This window comes from Legionella maceachernii (assembly GCF_900167045.1).
Taxonomy (GTDB): Bacteria; Pseudomonadota; Gammaproteobacteria; order Legionellales; family Legionellaceae; genus Tatlockia; species Tatlockia maceachernii.
In genome coordinates this window covers 111700-124164 of record NZ_FUXJ01000009.1, presented here as the reverse complement: position 1 = coordinate 124164, position 12465 = coordinate 111700, and the positions used below count along the sequence as shown (strand labels likewise).

Here is a 12465-nt window from a genome sequence, read left to right as displayed (position 1 = left end):
CACTAAAGCAAACCGGTCTGGCTGTTTTTGAAGAACTCGATGGCACAAAAACGCCCGATTTTGTTATCGCCATTGACGGCTCACGCTCTAATTTAGCTTATGCTTTGCAGCATAATATTCCGTATGTCACCACTCGAGAAGCAGCAGTCATGCTCTTACGCAGCTTAATGCATTGTAAAAAACCTTCGTCATTGATTAAACCCTTGCAAACACTCTATAAGCGAGTAAATCATCCTCAACAAACAAGGCATGTTTTAACTGGCTCAGAGTTAGACAATGAAGAAATGATGGCAATTCTTAAGCTGGCAAAACAACTTAAACAAAACCCGGAGCATTTTAGTCAAAAGCTTGCAGGTAAAAGCCTTGCAATGATTTTTGAAAAACCCTCTTTTCGCACGCGCTTAAGTTTTACACGTGCCATACAAAGCTTAGGGGGTAGCGCGATTGAGAGTGTGAGCAACACCAGAAAAACCGAGGAACCTCGCGATTTAATCCGTGTTTTAAATGGTTACTGTGACTTTGTCATGATAAGAACGCATGATGATGACGTTTTGCAAGAAATGGCGACTTATGCCACGGTACCCATTATTAATGGATTATCAGCCTTGTATCATCCTTGCCAGATTCTTGCTGATCTTCTTACTCTTTTAGAGTATTTTGGTCATTTAGAAGGACTCAACTTGGCCTACATTGGCGATGGGAATAACATTTTGCACACCTTTTTAGAACTTGCCCCTTCATTAGGAGTCACAATCAATTATTGTTCCCCGTCTAATCATCAGCCTGATGCTAAAATCGTTGCTCACTCATCACAACGCCACAAGCAGCGGATTAAACGTCATGAAACACCCCAAGCAGCTGTTCATCAGGCGCATGCCGTTTATACCGACGTATGGACAAGCATGGGATTTGAGCATCAGCGAGCAGAAGAGAGTTTCATGGGTTTTCAAGTGAATGAAGCCCTTATGGCTCAAGCACGGCCAGAAGCCATATTTATGCATTGCATGCCGATGGAGCGCGGAAAAGAGGTGTCGCAAACATTACCCGATGCGCCCGCTTCAGCCATTTTTGCTCAGAGCGAAAATCGATTGCATGTACAAAAAGCACTTCTGCTTTTTTTACAAGAGAAAACGAATTAAGTTAACCGTACCTGCTGCGCGTTAGCCAGCAGGTATAAATCTTTATTCTTATCCGCAGTGCGTTGACAAAAGAAGCGAGCATTACCGACTCAGGAGCCCAGAAGTTTATTTCGGTCTCAATTCTAAAGTGAAGATAAAATTTAACTCATTCTAGGAAAATCATCATTTCCTGCATCTTCGATGAGATGACTTAACGGTATTTTTTTTACATGGCCTTCTTTTAACGCCGACTTAGCCTCCTCCAAAAGACGATCTTCACCAGTCGCATGCAGCAGCTGCTCACCATCATCATGAGAATTATCTTTACCCGAAATAATGTTCTCACTTGTTGCTGGAAAGGCTAAATGACCATAAGCAATTAAATTAATACTATCCGGAATAAAAGCCAGTCCAGGAATAGCACACACGTCTTCATCGGGATAGGGTGGGTCTCCACACATCTCTTTTATTTTAGCGATTAGCTCTCGATAAAAATCGTCACAATAATTTAAATCAATACCAAAAATATGAATGTCAGGCATTCCATGCGTATGACAGCCAAACAGGTATTTTTTCAATAGATGAGAAGTCTCGTTAAAATTTAAAAACAAAACGTCATTGTCAGAATACAACCCTTCTCGCTGAACCACTTTCATGAGTCTTAAGACATCGGTTGCATACACTGTATCTCGCACTTTTTGGGTCTCTAATACCCTATGCATGACCTTTTTTGCAAAACTGATTAGAAACTCGTCGTCAACTTTTTCCTCTAAGCAGTCCTCGATGATTTTTATCTTAATGCCATATTCTTGTAATAAGGCAATTTTAGCATCCGCTTCTTCGACACAAGCTTGATTGACAAAAAAAGTTAGACAGTCTTTGGGCCTTACCTCCCTTTGAAAGATCAAACGATTAATGATTTTTTCGGGAAGAAGCCCTTTAGGGTGAATCCATATTTTTGAATGCTTAGTCAGGTTAATAGGCATATTTCTTCCGGCTCAAATGGCATTTTACTTAGGGCGCGTTGCTAAAACATCCTTTGTAAATAGTAGACCATCCCTTGACTTGTTGCACACGTGCGGATTTTGATTTTATTCTTTCGCAGAGTCTGCTAGTATTTTTTCGCAAAATATAACTGGAGAAACAAATTATGGCCATTATTAATGGTAATCGTTCTACAAAAAAAGAAAAAATTAAAGCTGAAATCAGCGTGGATATTCTAAAACAAATCGAACAATATTGCGCTTGGGCAAAGATTGATGATGTGGGTTATTTCATAGAAGAAGCGGCCTACTTTGTTTTCGCTAAAGACAAAGAATGGAAACAATATCAAAAATCCTTAAAAAGAGCTGCGAAAGAAACGGCTTAATGGTAACTGTTAAGGCCCGGATTGCATGATTCAATTAGCATAAAGTGTTCATTAATGACGATCGAGAAATGGATTTTAGCTTTTTTGTTTCTAGGGACAGGGATGTCTGCGAATGCGTCCCTAGCCAATGCTCAAGCTGGTGCCGAACTTATCTTTACTGATTATCATTTGCAAAAACCAGGGCAGTTTCATCACCTTCGTCCACAAGATTTACCGCAGCCTGCCCCATCAACCTCATTTGACAATGGGGCCAAAATTGTCAAACGACCGACAAATGCTTGGCCACAAGTTCCGCCAGGGTTTCAAGTACAGCTTTACGCAACCGGACTTGATAATCCTCGATTGTTGCGTACTGCCCCCAATGGCGATATTTTTCTTGCCGAAAGCAACAGTGGAAAAATCAAAGTATTTTGTGGCATCACTTCCGACGGTAAACCTGAACAAACCCAAATTTTCGCGAGCGGTTTAAATCGCCCTTATGGGATTGCTTTTTATCCAACAGGTCCCCAACCCCAATGGATTTATATTGCTAATAAGGATGTCATTGTGCGCTATCCTTATCAAAACGGTGACTTGCAAGCCAGAGGCACACCGCAAAAAATAACCTCTCTTCCCAGCGATTTGGGTTGGCATTGGACACGCGATATTCAATTTAGCCCCGACGGCAAAAAACTGTTTGTGTCAGTAGGCTCTGCCTCTAATGCAGACGATCCTGATACTCACCCTGAAGAAAAAAACCGGGCTGCCATTTTAGTGATGAAGCCCGATGGTTCTCAAATGCGCATTTATGCTGACGGCATTCGCAATGCTGGAGGAGGATTAGCTATTAATCCCCTGACCGGTGAATTATGGTGTTCGGTAAACGAGCGTGATGGATTGGGTGATAATTTAGTCCCTGATTACATCACACATGTGCAAGAAGGTGGTTTTTATGGTTGGCCTTGGTGGTACGTTGGCGGCCATCAAGATCCTCGCCATACGGGAAAACACCCCGAGCTTAAAGCAAAGCTCATTGAACCAGACGTGCTTCTGCAGCCTCACAATGCGTCACTGCAACTGACGTTTTATACCGGTAAACAATTCCCTGCTCAATATTTCGGCGATATTTTTGCGGCACAGCATGGATCCTGGAATCGCTCAGTGCGCACAGGGTATGAACTCATTCGCATCCCTTTACACCAAACAGGAAAAGCAACCGGTGAATACGAAGACTTTATGACTGGATTTGTCATTGATAAGGCTCGAGTATGGGGTCGTCCTGTTGGGGTCACCGTTGCTCCTGATGGTTCTTTGCTGGTCAGCGATGACGGCTCGAATTCAATATGGCGAATTGTTTACACTGGAAGTAAACCTGTCTCTTAAATGATGCGAATGAATCCCCAAATAATCGACAGTATTTTTGCTGTGGTCTATTGATTCTGGTTCAACAATTGTTCTATAATCAATCAAATTTAGAATTTTAAACCAATTTTTAAAGCTATCACAAAGACAATAATGCCTCAGGGATGATCATGCTTTTTTGTCTCGGGAGTGCAAATGCCAAAATCAACCCATCTAACAAATATTTTTTCGCTCTTACAGGCAGCCCCTGTTGAAGAAAAAAACCATTTCTTATTTTTGCTGGGAACAGATACCGTTTTTACTCAGCGTCCGACCGCCCTTCTCGAGAAAAATCCAAAGACTAGAGCCGATCGTAGATCTTATAAACGTGGCGAAACGCTTTCTTATGCGGCGCAAGCTGCCGTTACTTTATTAGGCGAGCAAGAGCAAGTAGAAATCGGTGAAAAAGATAATCCTTTATCCTACAGCTCTCCATCGGTAGATGTGGTGAATGGGCCCACCACTTTAGGTTCTGAAGTGGGAGAGCGAATTGCCCTTGCCGTTTCTTTAGCATTACGCGCAGCCGCTTCTGGTAAAGAGAGATTATTCATTCCAGCACATAGCCGCGGTGCGGTCGAAGGCGTTATGCTGATGAGTGAATTAAAACGTATCAAAAAAGCATTACGAGAAGAACCTCATAAATCACTCTATGACATTCTTTGTGCCGCCCCTGCTACCGACGATAACACCTACATTGCTGAAGCAATGAAGAAATTGTTTAGCCCTGCAGACAATGACACTTATGAGTCCCGTCAAGCCTTACGCGCAAGGCTCGATAAATTAGATAAATACCCTTTTTTAATTGATCCAGTTCCTGGGGGCAGTAAATTTGGCCTAAAAATGCTTCGTTGGCACAGCCCGCGCTTTTATGAAGAGCCTGAGTGCAGCGATTATGAATTACTACTTTATCGCGATGAAAGAACTTGTTGCTTTACCCCTATTGTACCCAAAGGAATGAAAGCGAAGCTGATCCCCGGACACCATGGCACAGGCAGTGGTAATCGCTATAATCAACAAAGCGAAAAAGTGCCAGATACTCTGCATGCACGAGATACAACCACGGTTCAAGATCTACTTTTGTGTAAAATGTTTGATTTTTTTGATCGCTATTCTAACGGTCGATTTAGACAAAGCGAACCGCATCAACTCGACCTTGAACATAAAGAGTATAAGGGGTATAAGGGACTCGATCAGGTATTAAATGAGTTCTTGAATGCTAATGAAGCCGATCGTAGCAAGCAACTGCTCGCTCTCTACACAAAAATACTGGAGAATGACAAGGCATATCGCCATTTTGCTGATAGTGGAAAAGGCTACGCTTGGCTGAGAACCCAATACGCAACAGGCGGGAAGCGGTATGTGCATTATCAGGTTCATTACCATCAATCCATGGAAACGGTTGCTCCTACCCTCCATGAAGATTTTATCAACGAAGAGCATGCACTCCTGTGTTTACGTGATTACATCCAGTTTGATGAATTCGCAAAAGCCCCCTTGCATGAAATGGTCGGTAAAATTACAGACGGACTTGCTGAAACCATCGACAAAATGTTGGAATCAACCGAAGTCATTGCATTAAGTGATAATGATGAAGAATTAGAGCGATTCGCCGCCCAGAGCGACACGAAACCGGAAACGTTAAAAATATTACGCCTACTGCAAAATGAACAAGGGTGTAAAATTTTCTTTAGTGGTCTATCGATTTTAGTTGACGCAATCAGTCAAAAATACCTGCGCAATAATCTTAGCGCAGAGGAATACAAACAATTAAGAGACGTCATCGAACAGCCATTTATCCTTTTAAAAGCGAAAAAGAAAGAAGCCGCAGCAAAGCAGGATTTTCCGGCTGAATACCAGAAAATTATTGATCAATGCGATGACATGATCCAGCAAGGGACTAAGCAAACCATTGAAATGCATTACCGATCCATTATTGAACAGGCAGATGCTTTATGGATCCAAATAAAGCATCGGCTAGCCTCCCCTGAGCATTTCAATGCTGTTTTCCAAATTTTTGTTGAGAATCTTACAAAGGGTGAAAATGTTCCTAATAAAGTGCGCGAAATCCAAGCTTTTTTAGCAGAAATTAAACCTGACAGTATAGATAGTATTCAAAATGGGATAAATAGCGCTATTGATTCCTTAGGGGAACTACCAGAGAATGAAATTTCAACCATAAAAGGGTTTATTGCGAACAAACAACGCGAATTCTTACAATCTTGCTTTGACGCGCATCAAACTTCCGTCAAAGACTACCTGATCAATCTTGAACGTCTCTATAAGCTTGCTAATAACTTATACAACGATTTTCCTTCATTACAGAATCTAGTTTCTGATAAAAAAATTGACATTGAACCACAAGAGCTTAATTTCCGCGCCCTTGGGTTAATCCAAGCAGGCGGAGCGTTACTTGACGCATTAGTGAAAGAAAGGAAATTTAATTTGCGTCAACAACCGGATTACATAAGCCAAAAATTCTTTAATTTGATTAAACAAGAAGCCATTAAGCTGGGTACGCCTTCGCCCGAAATTGAAGATTTACAACAACAATTAGAGCAGCAACTGCGAAAAACTGCTGAGCTTGAAAAAACACTTCACGGGGATAGCCGGAACGCTCTGCAAGCCCGACAATCGATTACAGAACTAAAGTTGCAACTTTTAAGCGCGTCATCCACGCTCGAGGATAAAAACTCCGAAATAGCCCTCCAACAGCAACAGATTGAGGCACTCAAGCAGCAAATTGAGAAAAACACCGGTGAAATAGAAAGGATCGAAAGTGCATGTCGCAACGTAAACGAGACGATCAATGCATTGCTGTCAGAAAAAGAGATAAATAAAGCCGGTTTAATTTCCTACAAACTGCTTCCACCAACCAACAAGTATCTGGATCATTTATTAAGGAAAGCTCAAAAATATAAATCTGATTTACCAGAGGACTTAAATACCCCTCTTCCTAATCTATCAGAAAGCGATTTTTCCTCTCCTTCTGCAAAAAAAGAGTATGATCTTATTGTTGACAAATTTAATTTTGTATTAGGCTTAAAAAATAAATTGAACGACACTAAAAATTACCCTCTTCCAAGTCAGCGAGTGGATAATTTTAGTCAAGCACTTCAAGAAAAAAATAAATTAGATGTACACCGGGATGAAGCATGGATTCGTTACACTAAAACTTGCTTTGCGGTGTTGGGAATTATCATTACAGGAATCATTCCTGGTGCCGCTTATTTACTTTATTGTGCAGCTAACAACAAACCGTCACCTTTATTTTTTAATCATTACACTCGAGGAGAAAGGTATCTGGCAGAATGTCAGAAGGAATTGAATCCAGTAGTCTCACCTGTCCAGGGTTAATCCTTGTTTGAGGCGCTTTCTCTTGTACATCCAAGAGAAAGCGCTGTTCCTTTTAATGACCCCACTTAATATTACCTTAATTTTTTTTAAGTAGAATGAGCAAATTTCTCGCTATTTGTAGGAGTATTTTCAATGCAATCCAACCAGGAAATCAAAGAAACGCTAGAACAAGACAAAACATCAACCATCACTGCAGAAGAAGTGGCTCACTCATCCGCAGAAGTCGGTAATGAAATGATTGAAACTGTCGTTGCTACAAAAGAGACGGATCGTTCATCTCCAGAAATCGATAAGGATGCTGCTGAGAGCAAAAAAGGGAATTTAGCGGAACACGACGTCATTCGCGAAATGATTCAAACCGAACGCACTTTTAATGAGACTTTAACTTTTCTAGATTCCCTCTTTGCGCAAAACGAATTAGTTAAAGACATTCCGATTTTAGAGGAGTTTAAGAGCCTTGTCCCACCATTGAAGGTCATTTCAGATAAGCTCCTTGGAAACATTGAACAAAGCATCCTCCTCCCTAAAACGGATCTCCATGCCCTTAGGGTACAGCGATTTCAATTATTGAAAGCGTTTTTTAAAATTTATCCAAAGTGCTGCGAACTTTATAGCGCTTATGTCAAAGAGGAGAAAACCAATCCGCTCCCTTTTGCCAATATTAACACTTACACACGTCTCAACCACCCACGTTATCTGGATCTTCCTTCTTTGCTTATTCAACCATTCCAGCGAGGTCCCCGCTATTTAATGCTGGCCACTGCTGCTATTGGGGATAGAAGTAAATTATCAGCAAATCAAATTGAAGTCCTCGAGGGCCTTATAAGCTATATGCGAGAGCAGCTAAAAGCAGCGAATTCCACAGCGCCTGCCCCCAAGAAACCGTATGAGTTTGGCGATTGGCTCCTTCGTCCTGCCTATCACTATTTCACTCAGGGATCGGTTGATACAACCTCTGTTTCATCGAAAGCAAGTGCAAAACCCGCTAAAGAGGAAATCAATAGTTCTCAAGAGCAGAAAAGTTCGCACGCGGCTGCTGTAACAACTGCGGACCCAGAAAAGAATGGGGACGCAAACTCCGATGAAGCAAAACCTCCTAAATCAGAGAGCCCAAGACAAGGAGTCGTGGATTATACTCGAGGGTTAGTAAGTTATTTTTGGTCAAAGCAGCCTGAACCTCCATCGATGCCGGCTTCTAGTACTACCCATCATCAAGGGGATATTGACGAAGCTGAGTTTGTCGTAGTCGCTCAAGCTCAACAGTAGCGTCAACTTACTTGGCTCGTGCAAGTTTGCGAGCCATTTCATATCCCTCGAATAAGGCTTACAATAAGCATTATGAAAAATGGGCTAGCCTTAAACATCGAAACCATTGTACTCGTCGCTGTTTGGAGTACACCTTTTGTTTTTCAAGGATGCTTCAAAGTCACTGAGCTTGATAGCGATAATTGCGTTCTTTTTTTCTTCAGGTGTCAATCCACGCATCAAGAGCAAGGGGACCTTCTTCATCAGGATTTTTCACCTTATGATTACGAACTGACGCATCTCTATTGTGACCTTGATCCCATTTTGCTGAATACGCTCGACGAAACACAAGAACACGCTTTATACCTGTTAAAATATGCTTTACATATCACGTTAAAAGAAATGATATCGAGTAGAAAACTGCATTTTACCTCAATTGATGATGTCGCCATGCAAGCAATAATTAAACAAATCACCCCGATTTTAAATGGCAAACTAGCTATGCCTGAGGATGAGCACATCGGATTTGCAGTGGCTATGGATTTCTGTCCTAAAGAACAAACTGGGCATTTAGCCGCATTAACGCTACTTAGAAAAAAATGAAGCGCTAATAATTTAGCATTTCCGATGATAGACTATCATCAATAAGTGCGTTAAGTTAATTGATAAGACATCATTCTTTAAGACTCTATGATTACTGCCTACTTGAGTGAAGAAACCCTAAAAGCCTACGAAGTGCAAGAAAATAATCTCTCTTTATTGAAGGAGGCCATCTGGATTGACCTCGTTCGGCCCACTCGAGCAGAAGAATTATTGCTAGAAAAACAGTTAAATATCAACATCCCTACTCGAGAAGAAATGGCCGAAATTGAGCTGTCTAGCCGACTCTATAAGCAGAAAGAGGCTTTGTTCATGACTGCTTCAATGATTGCCCAATCGTCCTCTCCCGATCCTCAACATGATGCGGTTACCTTTATTTTTACCAAAAAGCAACTCATCACCATACGCTATATCGAGCCTCAAGCTTTTAAATTGTTTGTTTCCCAACTGCATACCATTGATTTTGTTCATAACCGCGCTGCCATCGTGCTTATTGAGTTACTTGAGGCCACTATTGATCGCTTAGCCGATATTTTGGAGGTGATTGGCCATCGCCTGGAAGAGTATTCCAAGCATATTTTTAGACCTCATTTAGCCACAGAAGATAGCGAAAAACCCAATTATCAGGATTTAATCCAAAATATCGGCGTCAATGCGGATTTAAATACCAAAGCCCGTGAATGCTTAGTTACGTTTAGTCGCCTAGTTCCCTTTTTTGGCCAATCCGCTGGTACTGAACTCGATAATGAAGAACAGGCACGACTAGGTACTTTGAGCAAAGACATTGGTGCATTAAGTGACCATGCGAGCTTTTTTTCAAGCAAAGTTAATTTTCTTCTTGATGCGACTTTAGGTATGATTAATATTGAACAAAACGCCATCATTAAAATATTTTCAGTCGCGGCGGTTATTTTTCTTCCCCCCACCCTGATTGCTAGCATTTACGGGATGAATTTTCATTTCATCCCTGAATTGAATTTTAAGTGGGGTTATTTTTTAGCCATTGGGCTTATGTTCCTATCCGCTTTAATCCCTTATAAATACTTTAAAAGGAAAAAATGGCTCTAGGGCTAAGTTGCTGCCGCTGGAGGCACTGGACCACCGACGCCAAAGAGACTCAGTATTAATAAAACGAGAAAAACAACGATAAATAAGAAGAATAACACTTTTGCAATATCAACAGCCGTGGAAGCAACGCCTCTAAAGCCAAATATCCCTGCCACGATTGCGATGACTAAAAAAATCAGAGCCCATGTTAACATGATTAAACTCCCTTTATTGGATTAAACTCGATGCCACATTTTAAATAGTAGGCACGAAGCTCGGTTTTGTAAACTAGCATTGTTCAGCTTTTTCTAGTAAAACCAAGCGCTTTAAGGCGATCTTCTATGCCTGGATGAGTAGAAAAAGCATTATTAAAGGACTTTACGGGATCAATACTAGAAGGGTCAAATAAGTAGGAAGATTGCCTTACTTGCTCATGTGCAGTATTTCCATATTCCTGAATGTATTGTTCAGCATGAAGTTGGTTATCGTCAGAGATTTTTAATAAGGCACGAGCCATTGGCTCATTGTCCCGCATTAACTCTACAGCGCCTGAATCAGCCATGTATTCGCGCGTGCGGCTTAAAAAAAGTGCCAATACAACGGTAATTAAGGGTAATAGATAACGCAAAAAAATGATGACTAATGCGAATTGATTTTGGTCTCGTCGGTTATTATCGCGTCCAAACACCACTGAATAAAACAAGACATCAACAACAATAAGCAAAATATTAGAAAGCACGGCGACCATGAGCGTGAGCTTGATATCATGATGGCGAATATGACTTAACTCGTGAGCCATAACAGCCTGCATCTCAGCACGATCCAGTTTTTCCATTAACCCCCGGGTAATAGCAACCATCGCCGATTTTTCACTGTATCCACTAGCAAACGCATTCATGTAATTTGCTTCAATAAGGTAAACTTTGGGCATGAATCTTAAGCCCGCAGCCACTTTCATCTCTTCAACCACGTTATACAATTGTTTTTCTCTTAAGTCCCTTGCGTTTTCTGGCGTGATTTCATGCGAATCAGTGCCTAACAACATGATTTTGTCATACATGGCATAAGTTATAAGTAATGAAATCACTGCAAAAGAGAACATTAGCAGCGTTGCATAAGGGGTTGCTTTTAATGTTACTAGTGCATACAACGCTTGTTCTAGTGAAATTTGGGGATAGGCCATTTCTTCTAAAACGATGGCATCCACAATTAACCCTACAACCGTATAAATGAGGATAAAGAGCGCAATAACCCAGCGGGTTTTGCGCTCATTTCGCCGTAATTGGGCACGCCAATCGCCTACAGAGGCATGGTAATCAGATAAGGACATAAGTTAGCTCAAAATTTAACAGTGTAATCTTCACGCGCCTTAATTTGCTCTTCAGGCAGTGACCAATATTCAAACGCTTTATCCAATTTATCGCGGAAAAAATTCACTACGATGGATTCGAAAAATGATTTTTTCTTCGCTTCATAGCGTTCCACACTATCGTTATAAGCTTGTTTTGCATAGGCTAACTTATTCTCTGTATTTACAATTTCTTCCTGCAATTGCAACACATTTTGATTCGCTTTAAGATCCGGGTACTGCTCAAACACCACATTTAAATTGGAGGCAATTTGTGAGATGCCATTTTCAGCATTCATTCGTGCTTTTTCATCACCGGCAGCCTTTGCTGCTTGAGCTTGATTTCGCAGCGCAACCACATCTTTCAGCGTAGTCTGCTCATAATCCATGTATTTCTTGACAGTCTCTATTAAGGATTCAAAAACCTTATATCGCCGATCCAGCTGAATATCGATTTGTCGTTTATTGTTATTAATGGTTTCTATTAAGCCAATTAGACTATTAAAGATACCGACAACCCAGAAGATTAAGAGAACGGCTATGATCAGAATTGCAATCAGAAAGGTACGCATCATTCCATCCTTTTTAATTTTATCCCTCAATAATTTATAGCCCTATAAATAGAAAAAAATCAAATTGTAATCAAAATATTCGTTTCCTGTTATTTTTGGACATAAGCGATTACTCGGAGCAATAAAGCCTTGCTGAACGTGCAAATTACCCTCTCAAACTATTTATTCACCTCTTTTTTATCGGAAAAATTTTTGTTCGGGGTAACTGGATCATCAAATTCGCGATTCCCTTTTCCGGGAATAATAGGCACTGAATCCTCTGCATTCACTTCAGAAATTCTTACTCTAGTGCCTTTGACCATTTTATCTTTTGATGGATTTTTGGAACGCGGACGCTGCTCCATAGGTGCTCCTTTTACAAACCGGTATTAATAGTTTAGATAATTTTTAATTAAAAAGATCATCATTCCAAAAAGACTAATTCTAAAACTA

12 protein-coding genes are annotated in these 12465 nt (G+C 40.8%); 7 read left to right on the top strand and 5 right to left on the bottom strand.

From position 1 onward, the window contains the following. Nucleotides 1-65 precede the first annotated feature (65 nt). Nucleotides 66-1139 (top strand): ornithine carbamoyltransferase, encoded by a 1074-nt coding sequence (gene argF / locus B5D33_RS17125; protein WP_412530978.1) that lies wholly within the window; start codon nt 66-68, stop codon nt 1137-1139. A gap of 140 nt (nt 1140-1279) precedes the next feature. Here argF and B5D33_RS09335 read toward each other — a convergent pair whose 3' ends face one another. After that, nucleotides 1280-2104, bottom strand: coding sequence for a hypothetical protein (locus tag B5D33_RS09335; protein ID WP_058452105.1), 825 nt, complete (start codon nt 2102-2104; stop codon nt 1280-1282). A 164-nt stretch (nt 2105-2268) separates the two neighbouring features. Between B5D33_RS09335 and B5D33_RS09330 the strand changes: the two genes are divergently transcribed. From B5D33_RS09330 to corA, 6 genes are all read left to right on the top strand, one after another. Continuing rightward, on the top strand, nt 2269-2487 hold the full coding sequence (locus tag B5D33_RS09330) for a hypothetical protein (RefSeq protein WP_058452104.1): 219 nt from the start codon (nt 2269-2271) through the stop codon (nt 2485-2487). 54 nt (nt 2488-2541) lie between these two features. Then, nucleotides 2542-3849, top strand: a complete 1308-nt coding sequence (locus tag B5D33_RS09325) for a PQQ-dependent sugar dehydrogenase (protein ID WP_058452103.1) — start codon at nt 2542-2544, stop codon at nt 3847-3849. 174 nt (nt 3850-4023) lie between these two features. After that, the gene (locus B5D33_RS09320; RefSeq protein WP_058452102.1) at nt 4024-7221 is read left to right on the top strand and encodes a hypothetical protein; all 3198 of its coding nucleotides are present in this window, start codon (nt 4024-4026) and stop codon (nt 7219-7221) included. Nucleotides 7222-7353: 132 nt separating this feature from the next. Then, the gene (locus B5D33_RS09315) at nt 7354-8487 is read left to right on the top strand and encodes a RhoGEF domain-containing protein (protein WP_058452101.1); all 1134 of its coding nucleotides are present in this window, start codon (nt 7354-7356) and stop codon (nt 8485-8487) included. A gap of 72 nt (nt 8488-8559) precedes the next feature. Next, nucleotides 8560-9069, top strand: a complete 510-nt coding sequence (locus tag B5D33_RS09310) for a hypothetical protein (protein WP_058452100.1) — start codon at nt 8560-8562, stop codon at nt 9067-9069. Nucleotides 9070-9156: 87 nt separating this feature from the next. Next, entirely contained in the window at nt 9157-10134 is a 978-nt protein-coding gene (gene corA, locus B5D33_RS09305; protein WP_058452099.1) for a magnesium/cobalt transporter CorA, read from the top strand. A gap of 2 nt (nt 10135-10136) precedes the next feature. On the opposite strand, the gene B5D33_RS09300 is transcribed toward corA, so the two are convergent. The 4 genes from B5D33_RS09300 to B5D33_RS09285 form a co-directional block, all read right to left on the bottom strand. Beyond that, nucleotides 10137-10328 carry a DUF1328 domain-containing protein gene (locus B5D33_RS09300; protein ID WP_058452098.1) on the bottom strand — a complete coding sequence of 64 codons (192 nt, stop codon included), beginning with the start codon at nt 10326-10328 and terminating at the stop codon, nt 10137-10139. An 83-nt stretch (nt 10329-10411) separates the two neighbouring features. Continuing rightward, nucleotides 10412-11443, bottom strand: coding sequence for a zinc metalloprotease HtpX (gene htpX, locus B5D33_RS09295; protein ID WP_058452097.1), 1032 nt, complete (start codon nt 11441-11443; stop codon nt 10412-10414). A gap of 8 nt (nt 11444-11451) precedes the next feature. Beyond that, complete coding sequence (locus B5D33_RS09290) at nt 11452-12033, bottom strand: LemA family protein (RefSeq protein ID WP_058452096.1); 582 nt, start codon at nt 12031-12033, stop codon at nt 11452-11454. Between the two features lie 158 nt (nt 12034-12191). Further along, a complete protein-coding gene (locus B5D33_RS09285; protein WP_058452095.1) occupies nt 12192-12377 on the bottom strand; it encodes a hypothetical protein in 186 nt (61 codons plus the stop codon). Nucleotides 12378-12465 lie beyond the last annotated feature (88 nt).

Bases quoted from the DNA above. Each gene is read 5' to 3' on its own strand.
- B5D33_RS09330 (WP_058452104.1), top strand. From the start codon at position 2,269: ATGGCCATTATTAATGGTAATCGTTCTACAAAAAAAGAAAAAATTAAA.
- B5D33_RS09310 (WP_058452100.1), top strand. From the start codon at position 8,560: ATGAAAAATGGGCTAGCCTTAAACATCGAAACCATTGTACTCGTCGCT.
- B5D33_RS09320 (WP_058452102.1), top strand. From the start codon at position 4,024: ATGCCAAAATCAACCCATCTAACAAATATTTTTTCGCTCTTACAGGCA.
- B5D33_RS09285 (WP_058452095.1), bottom strand. From the start codon at position 12,377: ATGGAGCAGCGTCCGCGTTCCAAAAATCCATCAAAAGATAAAATGGTC.
- B5D33_RS09335 (WP_058452105.1), bottom strand. From the start codon at position 2,104: ATGCCTATTAACCTGACTAAGCATTCAAAAATATGGATTCACCCTAAA.
- B5D33_RS09300 (WP_058452098.1), bottom strand. From the start codon at position 10,328: ATGTTAACATGGGCTCTGATTTTTTTAGTCATCGCAATCGTGGCAGGG.
- B5D33_RS09290 (WP_058452096.1), bottom strand. From the start codon at position 12,033: ATGCGTACCTTTCTGATTGCAATTCTGATCATAGCCGTTCTCTTAATC.
- B5D33_RS09315 (WP_058452101.1), top strand. From the start codon at position 7,354: ATGCAATCCAACCAGGAAATCAAAGAAACGCTAGAACAAGACAAAACA.
- htpX (WP_058452097.1), bottom strand. From the start codon at position 11,443: ATGTCCTTATCTGATTACCATGCCTCTGTAGGCGATTGGCGTGCCCAA.
- corA (WP_058452099.1), top strand. From the start codon at position 9,157: ATGATTACTGCCTACTTGAGTGAAGAAACCCTAAAAGCCTACGAAGTG.
- B5D33_RS09325 (WP_058452103.1), top strand. From the start codon at position 2,542: ATGACGATCGAGAAATGGATTTTAGCTTTTTTGTTTCTAGGGACAGGG.